Source organism: Nocardioides luteus (assembly GCF_014648595.1).
GTDB classification, from domain to species: domain Bacteria; phylum Actinomycetota; class Actinomycetes; order Propionibacteriales; family Nocardioidaceae; genus Nocardioides; species Nocardioides luteus.
On the sequence record NZ_BMRK01000003.1, the window covers coordinates 110,991 to 127,579 of the forward strand.

Sequence of the window (16,589 nt, forward strand, 5' to 3'; positions counted from 1 at the left end):
CTGGAGCGCGAGCGCGACCATCAGGACACGGCAACCGCATCCCCGCTGTCGAGCCAGCGGAACGTCGTCGACAGCCCGGCAGCCCGGGAGATGCGCTCGATGTATTCGACCACGGAATCGCGCTCGCCCCGCCTCAGGGGCACCGGCCGCGCCTCCCCGTCGATCCAGCAAGGGACGAACGACGGACGCACCCGGCCCTCGTCGTCCACGTCGATCACCGCGATCGCCGTGTTGCGGCTCTCCGGATGGAACGGGTAGCCCGGCATAGCCGGGTCCGGCTCGAAGCCGTAGAGCTCCCGGCGCCGCAGCGCCCAGGCCTTCAGCTCCTCGGAGTCGTTGTCGGCATCCGGCGTCAGCGCGTCGGTGACGGTCACGAAGTTGCCGAGCCCATGGAAGATCGGCGCGCCGCGGTAGACCTCGATGCCGCGCATGATGTGCGCGTGATGACCGACGACCATGTCGGCACCGGCGTCGACGGCCGCCCGGGAGACCTCGTATTCGTAGTCGGCGATCGCCGCCGGGGTGTGCCCGATCCCCTTGTGGAGCGCCACCACCACGACGTCCACCTGGTCCGCCAGGGCCGCGACCTGGTCGGTCATCGCCCTCAGCGAGGACCGGTCGCAGAAGGTGTAGACGGTGGGCGGGTTGCCCGGGTTGGCGTCGTCGAGCTCGTAGTGGGTGATCACCTTGACGTACGCGGCGCCGGCCTTGAGGCTCGTCGCCCACGACTCGCGCGGACCCACGCAGTTGTAGCTGAGCACGCCGACCGTCCGACCGCGGACGCTGGTCACGACCGGGGTGGAGGCGGCGGCGAGGTTCAGCCCCGTGCCCGTCGTCGAGATCCCGTACGCAGCGGCCGCCTCGATCGTGTCGAGGACCCCCTTGGTGCCGAGGTCGAAGGCGTGGTTGCCGGCGGTGGTGCCGACGGTGAAGCCGGCCTCCGCCATGGACTGCAGCATCTCGGGCTCCGCCGGTGGCGAGGGGACCGTGATGCCGGCCGTCTCGGTGGAGGTCGTGTGAGGCACCTCGATCTGGCCGATGGCGACGTCGGCCGCCCGGATCACCTCGGTGCTGGGCCCGAAGAGCTTCCCGGCCTCGGGCTGCTGCAGCACGATGTCGCCCACCGCGGCGATACGTACGGTCATGAGGACACCTTCTCGAGATCGGTCGGCGAGCGGCGCTCGCCGGAGTAGCGGGACAGGAACGAGCGGAGGCGCTCGCTGCGCGGAGCGGAGAAGAACTGGTCCGAGGGGGCCTCCTCGACGACCTTGCCGTCGGCCATGAAGACGCAGCGGGTCGCGACGTCGCGGGCGAACTCCATCTCGTGGGTGACCACGACCATCGTCATGCCGGTCTCGGCGAGATCCTTCATCACCTTGAGCACCTCCCCGACGAGCTCGGGGTCGAGCGCGCTGGTCGGCTCGTCGAAGAGCACGACCCGGGGCCGGGTCGCGACGGCTCGCGCGATCGCCACCCGCTGCTGCTGCCCGCCGGAGAGATGACGCGGATGGACGTCGGCCTTGTCGGCCAGCCCGACCCGGTCGAGGAGGTCGCGGGCACGCTCCTCCGCCTGCCGCCGGCTCTGCCCGTGGACGGACATCGCAGGCTCGGCGATGTTCTTCAGCACCGTCCAGTGCGGGAACAGGTTGAACTGCTGGAAGACCATGCCCATCCGCCGGCGCTGCACGCAGACCCGATTCTCGCTCAGGGTGCGATAGCCACCGCGGTGGGCCTCGTAGCCGAGCAGCTCGCCGTCGAGGTGGATCGCGCCACCCTCGATCGTCTCGAGCTGGTGGATGCACCGCACCAGGGTCGACTTGCCCGACCCGGACGGCCCGAGGACGGCGACGACCTCCTGCTCGTGCACCTCGAGGTCGACGCCGTCGAGCGCCAGCTTGTCGCCGTAGCGCTTGCGGAGCCCCTCGACCCGGACGACCGGCTCGGCCGGTGCCGGTGTCGAGGCCTGTGTCGCGGCCTGTGTCATGCGGGATCACCTTCCAGGGAACGAGCGCGGACTCGCGCGGACGTCGTCCGGTCGTAGCCGCGGCCGAGCCGCCGCTCGATCCGGCGCTGCACGAGGGTCAGCAGCGTCACGACGATCAGGTACCAGATCACCGCGACCAGGAGCAGAGGTACGACCTGGTAGGTGCGGCCGTAGATGATCTGGACGGAGTAGAGCAGGTCGGTCAGCGTGATCACGCTGACCAGGGAGGTGCCCTTGAGCAGCGCGATGAACTGGCTGCCCGACGGCGGCACGATCACCCGCATCGCCTGGGGCACGACGATCTTCCAGAAGGTCTGGTGTCGCGAGTAGCCCATCGCCCGGGCGGCGTCGCGCTGGCCGCTGTCGACCGACATGATCCCGGCGCGGATGATCTCGGCCATGTAGGCGCTCTCGTGCAGGCTGAGCCCGATGATCGCGGCAGTCAGCGGCGTGATCAGCTCGTTGACCGACCAGGAGGCGACCGGGTCGGCGCCGGGCAGCCCGATCGAGAGACGCGGCACCAGGTAGGCCAGGTTGAACCAGAAGATCAGCTGCACGAGCGGAGGTACGCCGCGGAGCAGACCGACGTAGATCTGGCAGGACCACCGCACCGGCCCGAAGTCGCTGAGCTGGCCGGCGGCCGCGGCGGTGCCGAGGGCGGTGCCGAGCGCCATGCACACGACGGTGAGCAGGAGCGTCATCCCGAGCCCGGCCATCACGGACGGGTCGAACATCAGGTCTCCGACGACGCCCCACTCGAAGCGGGGGTTGGTCGCCGCCCAGACCAGGACCAGGACGGTGGCCGCCACCAGGACCACGACCGCCGCGAGCCGGCCCGGCCGGAACCTCGGCCGGGCGATGGCCGCGTCGGGGCGGGCCGTCGTCGGATTGGCGAGTGCTGTGTCGACGGCCATCAGGCAGGCTCACGCTTCGTGGTCGGGTTGATCAGCGGCTCCTCGACCGCGACCGGCTCCAGGCCCCACTTCTTCAGCACCTTCTCGTACTCGCCGTTCTCGAAGATGTTCTGGAACGCCTGGTAGAGCGTCTTCCCGAGCCCGCTGTCCTTGGGCGTCAGGAGGGCCAGCAGGCTCACACCCGAGCCCTGCTCGTCGGTCTGGGTGACGTAGCCGTAGCTGTCGTCGGCGCCGGTGACGTCCAGCGCGGCCGTCTCGGTCATGCCCGCCAGGTCGGCCCGACCGCTCTTCACCGCGAGCAGCGTGGCGTTGGTGTCGGCGTAGTCGGACCGCTTGTTGGCCGGCTCCCCCTGCTCCGCGCACCACTTGTTGAGCTTGTCGACCTCGCTCTCGGTGATGCTGCCGCCGACGATCGCGATGCTCTTCCCGCACGGCGCGCCCTCGCCCTCCTTCACCTCGGAGCCCTCGGGGAAGACGTACGAGGTCCGGGTCTGCAGCCAGGTGATGGCGTCAAACGCCTTCTCGCGCTCCGGGTTGGCCTGCACCGGCCCGTTCCAGGCCTGCCAGCGGCCCGACTGCATGCCGGTCAGCATGCTGGGCATCGACTGGGAGACCTCCATCCGGACCGGAACGCCGAGCTCTGCGCCCAGCACGGCCCACATGTCCGGGTCGATGCCGGTGACCTCGCCGTCGGACTCGACGGTGCGGTAGGGCGGGTGCGCGTCGCCCACGACCACGAGCTCCTCGGCGTCCTTGACGTCCTTCGGGAGGGAGTCGTAGAGCGGAGCGCTGGTGTCCACCTCGCCCGAGGCCGCGCCGGGCTCCTCGGCCGCGCTGTCCGCGCAGGCCGTGAGAAGAACTCCGGCAAGGGCGATCGAGACGAGCGAGACAGTCGTCCTCATCTGCATGGTGCACTCCAGTTTCGGTGGGGGTCCGGTCGCGTCGCCCGGTCCGTGTGACCCACGACACTTCTCATAAGACTTGATATCAGCATCTGACAGGGATCCTGTCAATACATCTCAAGAAATTTATCTACGGCGCTGCTCAAGCGAGGAATGAGGCCTGGGACGACGACTCTTGTGATCATCAGGATTCCTGTGATATCAAGTTGCTTGATAACAGAGCGACGGGATTCAGCGACGCCGACGACGCAGACCCGCCCGCCGCTGCTCGGGACCCACGAGAAGCCGAGGTATGACATGAGTTCGGGACCCCTGTCCGGTAAGACCGTCATCGATCTGACGACCGCGCTTGCCGGCCCCTACGCGACACTGCTGCTCGCCGGTCTGGGCGCGCGGGTGATCAAGGTCGAGAACCCGACGCGTGGCGGCGACTCCTCGCGCAACAACTCCCCCTACCTCACCGCCGAGGGGCTGCGCCTGCGCCGCACCTCGCCGGACGACATGTCGGTGTCGATGCTCTCTCGCGGGCGCGGCAAGGAGAGCGTCACGCTCAACCTCAAGCAGCCGGAGAGCAAGCAGGTCTTCTTCGACCTGGTCCGCAACGCCGACATCGTCGTCGAGAACTACAGCGCGGGCGTCACCGAGCGCCTCGGCATCGACTACGCCGCCGCCAGCGCGGTCAACGACCGCATCGTCTACACCTCGATCAGCGGCTTCGGTGCCCAGGGCGTGCCCGGCGACGGCAAGGCCATGGACACGATCATCCAGGCGCTCAGCGGCGTGATGATGACCGCGGGCGAGCCGGGCGACGCGCCCGTACGCTTCGGCCTGCCGATCGGCGACCTGGTCGCCCCGCTGTTCGCCGTCATCGGAACGCTCTCGGCCGTCCTCGATGCCGAGCGCACGGGCAAGGGGCAGCACGTCGACGTCTCCATGCTCGGCAGCCTCACCTCGCTGGTCGCCTGCGAGCCGTTCGATGCCCTGGAGTCGGTCGGGTTCCCGCTGCGTACCGGATCGTTCGTGCCGCGCCTGGCCCCGTTCGGCACCTTCCGCGCCCAGGACGGCTGGTTCGCCATCTGCGCGCCCACCGACGCCTTCGCCCGCGGGGCCCTCACCGCGATCGGCAAGGCCGAGCTGGCCGACACCGACCTCTTCGCCACCCGGGACGCCCGGGTCGACAACGCCGACCTGCTGCACCGGATGATCGGCGACTGGGCCGCCGAGCGGAGCCTGGAGTCGGCGATCGCGGCACTGGAGGCCAGCTCGGTGCCGGTCGCGCCTGTGCGCGACACCGCCGCGGCCGTACGCGACGAGCTCGTCACCGGCCGGGGCGAGGTGACCCCGCTGGTCCACCCGAAGTTCGGGCACCACGACGGGCTCTACGGCAGCGGCGTGCCGATGGTCTTCTCCCGCAGCCAGATCGACATCAGCGCCCCGGCGCCGGGCCTGGGCGAGCACACGGACAGCGTGCTCGGCGACCTGCTCGGCTATGACCCGGACCGGGTCGAGAAGCTGCGAGAGGCCGGTGTCCTGTGAGCGACGCCGACGCGCCCCGGATCGGCATCATCGGCGACGACGTCCCACGACAGCTCGTGTTCGCCGCCGGAGCCGTCCCCCGCCGTCTGCTCGGCTCCTGGCACGAGCCGGTCACCCCCGAGGCCGCCGAGCTCCTCGGCACCGTCGACGCAGCCGCCGGCCGGGTTCTCGACGACCTGCTGGCCGGCCGCCACGACGACCTCTCCGGGCTGGTGGTCTGCCACGACTCGCAGGCGAACCTCCGGATCTTCTACGTCCTGCGCATCCTCGCCCAGCGGGGCCGGGTGCCGTTCCCCGTCCATCTCGTCGACGTCCCGCGGGTGAGCGCGAACGCGCCGGCGCGATGCTTCGTGAGCAGGCAGTACGCTCGCCTGCTCGACTTCTGCGCGCAGGTCACCGGCAACCGTACCGACCTGACGTCGCTGCGCCGCGCGGCCGAGCAGGAGCGCGAGCTCGGTCGTGCGCTCGAGGCGATGCGGGAGCGCCGGCGCGCGGGCGACTGCACCGGCACGGAGGCCCTCACGGCCTACCTTCTGGCCGCGACGGAGCCGCCCGAGGTGGCGGTTTCCGCTGTGGCCGGTGCCGGCGGCGCCACGGCGCCCGGCGCGACGCGCGTGCACCTGACCGGCAGCAACCATCCCGACGCTGAGATCTACCGCGCCCTGGAGGCCACGGGCGACGTGGTCGTCGTCGGCGAGGACCACGACACCGGCGACGGCGCCTGGCTCGGCGTGGCCGCCGACGGCTCGAGCATCGACGAGGTGACCGACGCCCTCACCGACGCTCATCTCGCCCGGCCGGCAGCAGCGACCGGCGGGCTGGCCGAAGCCCGGGCCGGACACACCCTGCGACGCGCCACCCACACCCGCGCGCGAGCAGCGATCGCCCTGGTGCGTGAGCACGACGACGCCCCGGTCTGGGACCTGCCCCGACAGCGGCAGGCGCTGCGTGACCACGACATCGCGCTGGTCGCACGCACCCGCATCCCTTCCGGTGACGCGGCCGCGACCGCCGCGCGGGAGAGCCTGGCCGATCTCCGGGAGCTGCTCGCCACGGCCGGAGCCGACGCATGAGCCGCCTCGACGCGGCGCGCGCCGCGACGCAGCACCAGAAGGCGTGGTTCGCCGAGACCGCGCGCCGTGCCCGGGCCGGCGACCCGATCGCGCTCGTCAACGCCGACGCACCCCACGAGGTGCTGCGCGCGTTCGACGTGCCCTACGTGGTCAACCAGTGGTGGGCGTCGATCATCGCCGCCAAGCGGCTCGGCCCGGCCAGCATGCGCAAGGTCGCGGAGGCGGGCCTGCCCGACCACAGCCTGCAGTACGACGCGATGCCGCTCGGCGCGCAGGACCTGCCCGTCGAGGAGCAGCCGTGGGGCGGCCTGCCCGACCCGGCGTTCGCGATCGCCGACAGCCATGGCGACGTCACCCACAAGATCTTCGAGCAGTGGGGTCGCAGGCCCGGCACCGAGACGTACCAGCTCTCCCGGACGGGTGCCGACCCGGTGCCGCCGCGCTGGTGGGAGCTGGTGCCGCGCGAGTGGGAGACGGCGTTCGGCACCGACCGCCTCGATCTGCTGCAGGGGGAGATCGAGGAGCTCATCGGCTGGCTGGAGGAGCGCACCGGCCGTCGCTTCGACGAGGACCGCTTCGTCGAGATCATGCGGCTGGCCAACGAGCAGGCCGAGTGGAACCGGCGTACGCGTGAGCTGCTCGCGCAGGCACGGCCGGCTCCGGTGCTGGTCAACGACACCATCCCGGCGGTGATGGTGCCGCAGTGGCACCGCGGCACGCAGTGGGCGGTCGACGCCGCCCACCGGCTCCACGACGAGGTGGCCCAGCGCATCGAGGACGGTGTCGCGGTCTGCCCCGGCGAGCGGCGCCGGCTGATGTGGATCGGCCGCGGCCTCTGGTCCGACCTCGACCTCTACCAGCGGTTCCAGGAGGAGTTCGGCGCGGTGTTCGTCTGGTCGATGTACCTGGCGATCGCCGCCGACGGCTACGTCCGCTATGGCCCTGATCCGCTCCGCGCGCTGGCCGCCCGCTTCGTCGGCCTGACCGACCTGCTCTACGTCCCGCCGTGGTCGGCGGAGTGGTACGTCAAGGAGGCCCGCACCCACGGCGTCGACGGCGTCGTCCACCTCGTCGCCGACGACACCCCTGGCGGCGGCTTCATCTCCGAGGCACTGGAGGCCGAGGGCATCCCCGTCCTGGAGATCCGGGCGAACAACGCCGACTCGCGCTCGACCGACGCGGCTCGCATCCCCGAGCGGATCGCCGACTTCCTGCGCGATCGGGTGCCGGCCCGGGGCTGACCCGATGACGTACGACGGGATCCTGTCGCCGCTCGCCCACCCGGGGTTCCTCCGTTATTTCGTCGGTCAGGTGGTCACCAACGTCGGCACCTGGTTCCAGAACCTCGCGCTGTCGCTGGTGGTGCTCGAGGCGACCGGCAGCGCGCAGGCGCTGGGCGGGGTGACCTTCGCGCAGTTCCTGCCGATCCTGCTGCTCAGCATCCACGCCGGCCGCATCGTCGACCGGGTCAGCTCGCGGACGGTACTGCTGGTCGGGGCGGCGCTCTCCGCGGTCGTGGTCTTCCTGCTCGCCGCCGCTGTCGCGACCGAGAACGCCGGCCTCGCCGTGGTCTACGTGCTGGTCGCCTGCCTGGGCGCGGTGAACGCCTTCGAACGGGTCGCCGCGCAGGCGATCATCCGGTCGCTGGTGAGCACGGAGCGCCTCGGCCGTGCGGTCTCGCTGAGCACGATCGCGGTGGCCGCCGGCCGGTCGATCGGGCCCGGGCTGGCCGGGCTGCTGTTCCAGGCGGCCGGTCCGGTGGTGTGCCTGCTGGCGAACGCGGCGTCCTTCGTGCTCGTCTTCGTGCTGCTGCTCTTCGTCAGGCCCCGTGAGGACCGCGTCGGCCACGGCCCGGACCTCGTTCGCGGTGGGCTCGGCGGGCTGCTCCGCGACGGGTCGCTGAGGCTCCTCCTGGCCGTCAACGCGGCGATCGCGCTGCTGGCGCTCAACCTGAACATCGTCCTCACCTCGATGGTCTCGCTGACCTTCCACGGCTCGGCGACGAGCGTCGGGCTCAACCACGCGCTCAACGCGGTCGGCGCGGTGGCCGGCGGCCTGGTCGCCACCGCGCTGCCTCGGGTGTCGACGGGCGCGCTCGCGACGGGCTGCGCGCTGCTGGGGACGACCCTGCTCACCAGCGCCCTGCCCGGCACCCTCCCCCTCTTCCTCCTGCTCGCGCCGGTGCTCGGCCTCGGCTTCGGCTTCTACACCGCGGTCATCAACGCCGCCGCACAGGCGGCGGCACCGCCGGGCGCCGTCGGTCGGGTGATGGCGCTGATGCTGCTCGGCAACGTCGGGATGGCCCCGTTCGGGGGCCTGATCAGCGGCTGGGTCATCGACCGCTCCTCTGCCCGGATGTCCCTGCTGGTGGGCGCCGCGGTCGCGGTGACCTGCGCGATCGTCGTCGCCCTCCGGCCCCTCCGACGTGGCGACCGACCGCCGCGATGCACGACCGACCAGGAAAGTGAGTTGTGATGAACCTCAGAGCACGACCGAGAGCTGCGATCGCCGCAGCCGCTGCGGCGGTGATGATGGCGTCGGCACTGATGATGACCAGCAGCCCTGCGACGGGAGCGACGGAGGACACCGTGATCAGCGGACACCTGGCCGACTCGACGCCCTACCGGTTCCTCGTCCCGGACGACTGGAACGGCACCGTCTTCGTCGACATGGACTTCGCCGGCTCGGCCGAGCCGTCGCCGACCGCCCAGCGCCTGGTCGACGAGGGTGCGGCGTACGGCGGGACGACCCGCACCGTGACGGGCTGGAACATCCCGGCCGCCATCGCCAACCAGGTGGAGGCGCTGGACCGGTTCGAGGAGACCGCCGGCGAGGCCGACCGGAGGATCACGATGGGCAGCTCGATGGGCGGGTTCGTCGCCGCCGGGGTCGCGCAGCATCATCCGGACGCGATCGACGGCGTGGTCTCGATGTGCGGTGGCCTGTCCGGCACCGTGTCGCAGTGGAACCAGAAGCTCGACACGGTCTTCGTCCTCTCCACGCTCCTCGATCCGGCCGGCGCCCTGCCCGTCGTCGGCATCCCCGAGGACGTCCCGGGGTCGGTCGCCGCGTGGCAGCAGCGCCTCGCCGAGGCCCAGGAGACCCCCGAGGGCCGTGCCCGGATCGCACTGGCCGCGACGATCGGCCAGCTGCCGGCGTGGTCGGAGTCGGCACCACGGCCGACGCCGCGGGACACCGACGCCTACCAGCGGGGCTGGTACGGCGCCCTCGCTGCCGACTCGCTCCCCTACATCGGCCAGGCGATGAGCAGCCGCCGGACCTTCGAGACCCTCCTCGGCGGCAACCCCTCGTGGAACACCGGGGTCGACTACGCCGAGCAGCTCGCCACCGCCTCCCCCGCCGCCCGCCACGTGGTCGACCGGCTCTACCGCGAGGCCGGGCTGTCGCTCGAGGACGACGTCGCGACCGTCGACCGCGCGCCGCGGATCAGCGCCGACCCCGACGCGGTGAAGCAGTTCGAGCTCGGTACGGAGTTCGACGGCCGGATCAGCGTGCCGGTCGTGACGATGAGCAACATCGGCGACCAGATCTCGACGGTCGCGCAGCAGAGCGAGTACCAGGACGAGGTCGACCGCGCCGGCAACTCCCACCTGCTGCGTCAGACGTACGTCGAGGCACCCACCCACTGCGGCTTCTCCGACGCCGAGCGCGTCGCGGCCGCCCACCTGCTGCTCCACCGGCTCGACACCGGCGGCTGGCACGGTCGGGAGACGCCGCCTCGGATGAACCAGGTCGCGAAGTCGCTCGACCTCGGCCCGACCAGGTTCATCCCCTTCCGGCCCGACGCCTTCAACCGGCCCTACTCCCCCAGCTGGGGCTGAGAGACCAGTCGGCCCCGGCCGGTCGCGATGACCGGCCGGGGCCGTTGGGTGGGGGTTCGGGAGAGGCTGTCGGCTCGCGGTCAGCGCAGCCCGAGGAGACCGATCGCGTTCTCCTTGAGGATCCCGGGCAGCACCTCCGGCTTGAGCCCGAGCCCCTCGAAGTCGGAGATCCAGCGCTCGGGGGCGATGAGCGGGTAGTCGCTGCCGAAGAGCACCTTGCGCTTGAGCATGCCACCGGCGGCGCGTACGAGCTCGGCCGGGAAGTACTTGGGCGACCAGCCGGAGAGGTCGATGAAGACGTTGGCCTTGTGGGTGGCCATCGAGATCGCCTCCGCCTGCCACGGCACCGACGGGTGCGCCAGGATGACCGTGAGGCCGGGGAAGTCGGCGGCGACGTCGTCGAGCAGCAGCGGCTGGGAGTAGCGCAGCTTGATCCCGCGACCGCCCGGGAGACCGGCGCCGATGCCGTTCTGGCCGGTGTGGAACAGCGCCGGCACGCCGAGCCCCTCCAGGGCCTCCCACAGCGGGTAGAAGGCTTGGTCGTCCGGGGAGAACGCCTGCAGGCTCGGGTGGAACTTGAAGCCCCGGACACCGTGGTCCTCGACCAGCGTCCGGGCCTGCGCGATCGCATCGGCACCACGGTGGGGGTCGACGGAGCCGAACGGGATCAGCACGTCGGCGTGCTCGGCGCACTGCTCGGCGATCTCCACGCTCGACAGCGGCGGGTGGCCGGTGGCGGTGCCGGCGTCGACCGTGAACACCACCGCCGCCATCTGCTTGGCCCGGTAGCGCTCGGCCAGGTCGGCGACCGTGGGCGTGCGGTTGTCGGAGGAGCGGAAGTACGCCGCGGAGGCGTCCATCAGGTCGTCCGACAGCGACAGGCAGCCGTGGCCGTCCTTCTCCACGTGGACGTGCATGTCGAGAGCGGTGATCGCATCGACGTCGATGCGCGGCTCGTAGTGCATTCTCATGATCCTTCCGGGGTGCCGTAGAGCTCGCGCACCCGGGACTTCGACAGCTTCCCGGAGGCGTTGTGGGGGATCTCGTCGACGAAGACGACCGCTTTGGGGATCTTGTAGCGGGCGAGCCGTCCGTCGAGATGTTTCAGCAGGTCATCGGGGTGGATGGCGGAGTCGGGGCGGCGTACGACCACGGCTCGGCCGACCTCGCCCCAGCGCTCGTCCGGGACACCGATGACGGCGGCCTCGACGACGTCGGGATGGGTGTAGATCGCCTGCTCGACCTCGGCCGGGAAGACGTTCTCCCCGCCCGAGATGAACATGTCCTTGACCCGGTCGACGATGTAGAGGAAGCCGTCGTCGTCGGCCACCGCGACATCCCCGGTACGCAGCCAGGGGCCGTCGAAGGCAGCGTCCGTCGACGCGGCGTCGTGCCAGTAGCCGGGGGTCACGTTGGGGCCGCTGACGTGCACCTCACCCGGCTGGCCGGAGGTCGCCTCGTCGCCGTCGGGGGCGACGACGCGTACGTCGGTGAAGAAGCAGGGGGTGCCGGCGGAACCGAGCTTGTCGAGGCCGTCGCCCGCGCGCAGCATGGTGGTCCCCGGCGAGGCCTCGGTGAGGCCGTAGCCCTGGATGATGTGCAGGCCGCGGCTCTGCCAGGTGTCGAGGAGGGTGCGCGGGATCGGGGCGCCGCCGCTGAGCGCCGAGCGGAGGCTGTCGAGGTCGGCGGTCTTCCAGGACGGCTCCTGGGCGAGCGCCTGGTACATCGAGGTGACGCCGAAGAGGAGCGTCACCCGCTCCCGTTCGATGGTCGCGATCGCCTTCGCGGGATCGAACCGGGCCGCGATGAGCGAGGTGCCGCCCTTGAGGAAAGTCGGCAGCAGCACCTGGTTGAGCGCGGCGGTGTGGAACAGCGGGGCGGTGACCAGGGCGATCTCGTCGGAGCGGACGTCGACGTCGACGAGGAGGTTGAAGGCGTTCCAGGCGATGTTGCCGTGGGTGAGCATCACGCCCTTGGGGCGGCCGCTGGTGCCGGAGGTGTACTGGATCATGAAGACGTCGTCGAGGCCCACCTCGACGTCGATCCGGTCGGGCCGGTCCTCCCGCGCCGTCTCGCCGGCCAGCGCGTCGAGCCCGTGGCCGCCGGCCTCGGTGAAGCGGTGACGGGGCAGGTCGACGGCCTCGACCGACTCCGCGGAGACCGCCTCGTCGAAGGCGTCGGAGTGGATCAGCAGCGCCGGCTCGGCATCGGTCAGGATCCAGGCGAGCTCGGGCGGCGCCAGCCGGGTGTTGAGCGGCAGGAAGATCGCGCCCAGCCGCGCGGCGGCGAAGAGGGTCACCGCGAGCTCGATGGAGTTCAGACCGAGGAAGGCGACCCGGTCACCGGCGGTGACGCCGCGCGCACGCAGCCCGTGGGCGAGCGCCTCGACGAGGCGGTCGACCTCGGCGTACGTCACCACCGACTCGTCCTGCACGAACGCCCGCGCTCCGGGCGTCATCCGGGCCCGGCGGGCGGGCCACGATCCGATCCCGCTGTCCAACATGTCGATCCTCGTTCGTCTCGCGGGCTCAGCCGAGCCCGAGGTCGGTCTTGATCTCCAGCAGCCGCCGCAGCGCCTGGTCACGGCGGGCGACCAGCTCCTCGGCGGGGGTCCCGTCGAGCTCGTCGCCGACCCCCTCGACCAGTCTCTCGGTCAGCTCGGGGGTGAGCTCGGGGTGGCCCAGGTCGTCCCACCACTCGACCATGGGCGGGCCGAGGTGCTCGAGCACGTGCCCGAGGCCGCCCGGTCCGCCGGAGAGGTGCTGGGTCGCGAACGGGCCGAGCAGCGACCAGCGCAGCCCCGGGCCGTCGGAGATGGCGGTGTCGATGTCGGCGACGGAGACGATGCCCTCGTCGACGAGGTGGTAGGCCTCGCGCCACAGCGCCGCCTGGAGCCGGTTGGCCACGTGGCCGGGCACCTCGCGGCGGATGTGGATCGGCCGTTTGCCGAGGTGGCGCAGGGTCTCCAGGGCCGCCTCGACGGCCTCCGGCGACGTCGCCGAGCCACCGACGACCTCGACCAGCGGCATCAGCTGCGGCGGGTTGAACGGGTGGGCGACCAGAACCCGCTCGGGGTGTCGGGTGCAGGCGTCCTGGAACGTGCTCGGCATCAGGCCCGAGGAGCTGCTGGTGAGCAGTACGTCGGGGGCGGCTGCGGCGTCGAGCGCGGCGAAGATCTCGCGCTTGACCTCCAGCCGCTCCGGGCCGCTCTCGAGCACCAGGTCGGCGGTGGTGCCGAGCTCGTCGAGGCTCTCGGCGAAGCGAAGCGCTCCGGAGGACTGTGTCGGTCTCGACACGCTCGGCCGCAGGCGGCCTCCCGGCTCGACCAGCGGGGCGACCTGCGCGCGCAGCCGCTCCTCGGCGCCCTCGGCCGGGTCCCAGGCGACGACGTCGAGCCCGTGCTCGAGCCCGAGGGCCACCCAGCTGACGCCGATCGCGCCGGTGCCGACGACGCCGAGCGTACGGACGTCCTCACCGCTCCTCATGACCTGCTCCTCGTGGTGGTGGTGCCGTCCGCCGCGCGCGAGTGGGCCAGCGCGACGAACGGGTCCAGGGCTGCCGGGTCGGCGAGCGCGTCCTTGCTGGCGACGTCCTCGGGACGTACGCCCTGCAGGATCCGCTTGGCCGGCAGCTCGAGCTTCTTGCCGGTGAGGTTGCGCGGCACCGCCGGCACCTCGATCACCCGGTCGGGGACGTGTCGTGGGGAGAGCGCCGAGCGCAGCGCGCCGGTCAGGCGGGACCGCAACTGGTCGTCGAGGTGGGTGCCCTCGTCGGTGACGACGAAGAGCAGCAGCTCGCCGTTGCCGCCGTCGGGGTCCTCGAGATGGACGACCAGCGAGTCGGCGACACCGTCCACCTCCTCGGCGACGCGGTAGAACTCGGCGGTGCCGAGGCGTACGCCACCGCGGTTGAGGGTCGCGTCGGAACGGCCGGCGACGTGGCAGCTGCCGTTGTCGTGGAAGAGGATCCAGTCGCCGTGGCGCCAGACGCCGGGATAGTGGTCGAAGTAGGCGCTGCGGTAGCGGGAGCCGTCCTCGTCGCCCCAGAAGCCGACCGGCATCGAGGGCATCGGCGAGGTGATGACCAGCTCGCCGAGCTCGCCGGTCACCGGGTTGCCCGACTCGTCGAAGGCGTGCGCGTCCACGCCGAGGCAGCGACCGGAGATCTCGCCGGCGTAGACCGGGAGCAGCGGGTTGTTCTGCACGATGCCGGAGCAGACGTCGGTGCCGCCGCTGCCGACGTTGATCTGCGCGCCCGGGAGCTGGTCGCGCAGCCAGGCGTAGCCCTCCGGCGGGAGCGGCGCCCCGGCCGAGCCGAGGACGCGAACCCGCAGGTCACCGGCGTCTCGGAGGTCGATCCCCTCCTTGCGGCAGGCCATCACGAAGCCAGGGCTGGCGCCCATGATCGTGGCACCGGTCTCGGCCGCGAGCCGCCACTGCCAGGCGATGTCGGGGTGCATCGGGTTGCCGTCGACCATGACGATCGAGGAGCGCACCAGGAGCGAGGAGACCAGCGCGTTCCACATCATCCAGGCGGTCGTGGAGAACCAGAGCATCCGGTCCTCGGGTCCCATGTCCCACGACAGCGCGTGGTTCTTGAGGTGCTCGAGGAGGATGCCGCCGTGGCCGTGGACGATCGCCTTCGGCCGGCCGGTGGTGCCGGAGGAGAAGAGCACCACCAGCGGGTGGTCGAACGGCACCGGCTCGAAGGCGAGCTCGGCCTCGTCGTCCTGGGCCAGCAGGGTGGTCCACGAGAGCGCGTCGTCGACCCGGTGGTCGCCGTACTCGACGTCGACCATGTGGCGTACCGAGGGCAGCTCGGCGCGGATCTCGGCCACCTGGGCCCGCCGGTCGATGTCCTTGGTGCCGTAACGGTAGCCGCCCGCGACCAGCAGCACGACCGGCTCGATCTGGGCGAAGCGGTCGATCACGCTGCGCGGCCCGAACTCGCTGGCGCAGCTCGCCCAGGTCGCTCCCAGGCTGGCGGTGGCGAGGTAGGCGATCAGGGCCTCGGGGATGTTGGGGAGGTAGCCGGCGACGCGGTCGCCGCGGCGTACGCCCAGCTTCTGGAGGGCGGCGCGGGTGCGGGCCACCTGGTCGCGCAGGTCGGCGAAGGTCAGCTCGAGGTCGTCGCGGGTCTGCGAGCGACCGATCACGGCGACCCGGTCGAGGTCCTCGTCGGTGCCGACCGCGTGCTCGGCGTAGTTGAGGGTCGCGCCTGGGAACCAGCGCGTGCCGGGCATCTCGCGGGAGGCGAGGACGGTGTCGTACGCAGCGTGCGACCGCACCCCGAAGAACTCCCACACCGCCGACCAGAAGCCGTCGAGGTCGCTCACCGACCAGTGCCACAGCTCCTCGTGGGTGGTCATCTCCAGGCCGCGCTCGCGGCCGAGCCAGGCCAGGAGCTCGCCGACCCGGGAGGTGGAGAGGACGTCGGCGGGCGGGGTCCAGACGACGTCGCCCTGGTCGATCTCCGGGGTCTGCCAGGTGGTGCTCACTCGTCGGTCACCTTCTTCGCGCGGCCGTCGAGGAAGTCCCGCATCCGCCCCTTGGCGTCGTCGGTGCCCTGGGCGATCGCGGCCATCAGCGACTCCATCAGGAAGCCGTCGCGGGGGTTGGCCTCGGCGATGCGCGGCAGCGCCTGCACCACGGCGAAGTTGGTCTGCGGCGCGTTTTGCGCGATCCGGCCGGCGAGCTCGAGGGCGGCCTTGCGGCCGGTGCCGTCGGCCACGGCGTACTGGCTCAGGCCGAGCGCCAGCCCCTCCTGCGCGTCGTAGCGGCGGCCGGTCAGCATCATGTCGGCCATCCGGGAGACCCCGATGAGCCGCGGGACGCGCACCGAGGCGCCGCCGCCGACGAAGAGGCCGCGCTGCCCCTCGGGCAGGGCGTAGAAGGTGGACTCCTCCGCGACCCGGATGTGCGCGGCGGCGGCCAGCTCCAGACCGCCGCCGACCACGGCTCCCTTCAGCGCCGCGACCACCGGCACCGGTCCGAGCTCGATCTTCTCGAAGACCCGGTGCCACATCCGCGAGTGGGTCACCCCGGCGAGGGTGTCGCGCTCGGTCATCTCGGCCAGGTCGAGCCCGGCGCTGAAGTGGTCGCCGTCCGCGTCGATCACGACCGCGCGTACGTCCGGCTCGAGGCCGTCGAAGAACCGCTCGATCCCGAGCACCGCCTCGTCGCTGAGCGCGTTCCGCTTCGCGGGACGGGCGAGGGTCAGCACCGCGACGTCGTCGATGCGCTCTGCCCGCAGGGCATCGGGCAGGGGGGTTCCGAGCATGATGAACTCCTCATGATTGACAGGAATCCTGATAATCTCAGACATCTGCCCCGCTCGCA

At 71.5% G+C, this 16,589-nt stretch carries 14 protein-coding genes; 5 read left to right on the forward strand and 9 right to left on the reverse strand.

Going from position 1 to position 16,589, the window contains the following annotated elements; genetic code table 11:
- Positions 1 to 20: 20 nt before the first annotated feature.
- The 4 genes from IEY81_RS05010 to IEY81_RS05025 are packed head-to-tail and all read right to left on the reverse strand — an operon-like array spanning position 21 to position 3,800.
- Complete coding sequence (locus IEY81_RS05010) at positions 21 to 1,145, reverse strand: CapA family protein (RefSeq protein WP_189117363.1); 1,125 nt, start codon at positions 1,143 to 1,145, stop codon at positions 21 to 23.
- Positions 1,142 to 1,984 (reverse strand): amino acid ABC transporter ATP-binding protein, encoded by an 843-nt coding sequence (locus IEY81_RS05015; RefSeq protein WP_189117364.1) that lies wholly within the window; start codon positions 1,982 to 1,984, stop codon positions 1,142 to 1,144. Before IEY81_RS05015 ends, IEY81_RS05010 begins: the two co-directional genes overlap by 4 nt.
- Positions 1,981 to 2,898 (reverse strand): amino acid ABC transporter permease, encoded by a 918-nt coding sequence (locus tag IEY81_RS05020; RefSeq protein WP_189117365.1) that lies wholly within the window; start codon positions 2,896 to 2,898, stop codon positions 1,981 to 1,983. Before IEY81_RS05020 ends, IEY81_RS05015 begins: the two co-directional genes overlap by 4 nt.
- Positions 2,898 to 3,800, reverse strand: a complete 903-nt coding sequence (locus tag IEY81_RS05025) for a transporter substrate-binding domain-containing protein (protein WP_189117366.1) — start codon at positions 3,798 to 3,800, stop codon at positions 2,898 to 2,900. The genes IEY81_RS05020 and IEY81_RS05025 overlap by 1 nt, the downstream gene beginning before the upstream one ends.
- Before the next feature lie 297 nt (positions 3,801 to 4,097).
- Here IEY81_RS05025 and IEY81_RS05030 point away from each other — a divergent pair, with 297 nt between their 5' ends.
- Genes IEY81_RS05030 through IEY81_RS05050 form a run of 5 tightly spaced genes read left to right on the forward strand, consistent with a single transcriptional unit; the run spans position 4,098 to position 10,251 of the window.
- The gene (locus IEY81_RS05030) at positions 4,098 to 5,336 is read left to right on the forward strand and encodes a CaiB/BaiF CoA transferase family protein (protein ID WP_189117367.1); all 1,239 of its coding nucleotides are present in this window, start codon (positions 4,098 to 4,100) and stop codon (positions 5,334 to 5,336) included.
- On the forward strand, positions 5,333 to 6,409 hold the full coding sequence (locus IEY81_RS05035) for a 2-hydroxyacyl-CoA dehydratase family protein (RefSeq protein ID WP_189117368.1): 1,077 nt from the start codon (positions 5,333 to 5,335) through the stop codon (positions 6,407 to 6,409). The genes IEY81_RS05030 and IEY81_RS05035 overlap by 4 nt, the downstream gene beginning before the upstream one ends.
- The gene (locus IEY81_RS05040; protein ID WP_189117369.1) at positions 6,406 to 7,650 is read left to right on the forward strand and encodes a 2-hydroxyacyl-CoA dehydratase family protein; all 1,245 of its coding nucleotides are present in this window, start codon (positions 6,406 to 6,408) and stop codon (positions 7,648 to 7,650) included. The genes IEY81_RS05035 and IEY81_RS05040 overlap by 4 nt, the downstream gene beginning before the upstream one ends.
- 4 nt (positions 7,651 to 7,654) lie before the next feature.
- Entirely contained in the window at positions 7,655 to 8,884 is a 1,230-nt protein-coding gene (locus IEY81_RS05045) for an MFS transporter (protein WP_189117370.1), read from the forward strand.
- Positions 8,884 to 10,251: an alpha/beta hydrolase gene (locus IEY81_RS05050; RefSeq protein ID WP_229787364.1), complete on the forward strand. Its 1,368-nt coding sequence runs from the start codon at positions 8,884 to 8,886 to the stop codon at positions 10,249 to 10,251. The genes IEY81_RS05045 and IEY81_RS05050 overlap by 1 nt, the downstream gene beginning before the upstream one ends.
- 80 nt (positions 10,252 to 10,331) lie before the next feature.
- Here the strand turns inward: IEY81_RS05050 and IEY81_RS05055 are convergent, their stop codons facing one another.
- Genes IEY81_RS05055 through IEY81_RS05075 form a run of 5 tightly spaced genes read right to left on the reverse strand, consistent with a single transcriptional unit; the run spans position 10,332 to position 16,530 of the window.
- Positions 10,332 to 11,216: an amidohydrolase family protein gene (locus IEY81_RS05055; RefSeq protein WP_373292219.1), complete on the reverse strand. Its 885-nt coding sequence runs from the start codon at positions 11,214 to 11,216 to the stop codon at positions 10,332 to 10,334.
- Between the two features lie 2 nt (positions 11,217 to 11,218).
- Positions 11,219 to 12,754: an acyl-CoA synthetase gene (locus IEY81_RS05060; protein WP_189117373.1), complete on the reverse strand. Its 1,536-nt coding sequence runs from the start codon at positions 12,752 to 12,754 to the stop codon at positions 11,219 to 11,221.
- A gap of 25 nt (positions 12,755 to 12,779) precedes the next feature.
- Entirely contained in the window at positions 12,780 to 13,736 is a 957-nt protein-coding gene (locus tag IEY81_RS05065; protein ID WP_189117374.1) for a 3-hydroxyacyl-CoA dehydrogenase NAD-binding domain-containing protein, read from the reverse strand.
- Positions 13,733 to 15,748 carry an acetoacetate--CoA ligase gene (locus IEY81_RS05070; RefSeq protein WP_229787365.1) on the reverse strand — a complete coding sequence of 672 codons (2,016 nt, stop codon included), beginning with the start codon at positions 15,746 to 15,748 and terminating at the stop codon, positions 13,733 to 13,735. Before IEY81_RS05070 ends, IEY81_RS05065 begins: the two co-directional genes overlap by 4 nt.
- Positions 15,745 to 16,530, reverse strand: coding sequence for a crotonase/enoyl-CoA hydratase family protein (locus IEY81_RS05075; protein ID WP_189117375.1), 786 nt, complete (start codon positions 16,528 to 16,530; stop codon positions 15,745 to 15,747). The genes IEY81_RS05070 and IEY81_RS05075 overlap by 4 nt, the downstream gene beginning before the upstream one ends.
- Between the last annotated feature and the right edge of the window lie 59 nt (positions 16,531 to 16,589).

What these genes read in the sequence shown, in the direction of transcription:
- IEY81_RS05010 (WP_189117363.1), bottom strand. Translation starts at nt 1,145, where the DNA reads ATGACCGTACGTATCGCCGCGGTGGGCGACATCGTGCTGCAGCAGCCC.
- IEY81_RS05015 (WP_189117364.1), bottom strand. Translation starts at nt 1,984, where the DNA reads ATGACACAGGCCGCGACACAGGCCTCGACACCGGCACCGGCCGAGCCG.
- IEY81_RS05020 (WP_189117365.1), bottom strand. Translation starts at nt 2,898, where the DNA reads ATGGCCGTCGACACAGCACTCGCCAATCCGACGACGGCCCGCCCCGAC.
- IEY81_RS05025 (WP_189117366.1), bottom strand. Translation starts at nt 3,800, where the DNA reads ATGAGGACGACTGTCTCGCTCGTCTCGATCGCCCTTGCCGGAGTTCTT.
- IEY81_RS05030 (WP_189117367.1), top strand. Translation starts at nt 4,098, where the DNA reads ATGAGTTCGGGACCCCTGTCCGGTAAGACCGTCATCGATCTGACGACC.
- IEY81_RS05040 (WP_189117369.1), top strand. Translation starts at nt 6,406, where the DNA reads ATGAGCCGCCTCGACGCGGCGCGCGCCGCGACGCAGCACCAGAAGGCG.
- IEY81_RS05045 (WP_189117370.1), top strand. Translation starts at nt 7,655, where the DNA reads ATGACGTACGACGGGATCCTGTCGCCGCTCGCCCACCCGGGGTTCCTC.
- IEY81_RS05050 (WP_229787364.1), top strand. Translation starts at nt 8,884, where the DNA reads ATGAACCTCAGAGCACGACCGAGAGCTGCGATCGCCGCAGCCGCTGCG.
- IEY81_RS05055 (WP_373292219.1), bottom strand. Translation starts at nt 11,216, where the DNA reads ATGCACTACGAGCCGCGCATCGACGTCGATGCGATCACCGCTCTCGAC.
- IEY81_RS05060 (WP_189117373.1), bottom strand. Translation starts at nt 12,754, where the DNA reads ATGTTGGACAGCGGGATCGGATCGTGGCCCGCCCGCCGGGCCCGGATG.
- IEY81_RS05065 (WP_189117374.1), bottom strand. Translation starts at nt 13,736, where the DNA reads ATGAGGAGCGGTGAGGACGTCCGTACGCTCGGCGTCGTCGGCACCGGC.
- IEY81_RS05075 (WP_189117375.1), bottom strand. Translation starts at nt 16,530, where the DNA reads ATGCTCGGAACCCCCCTGCCCGATGCCCTGCGGGCAGAGCGCATCGAC.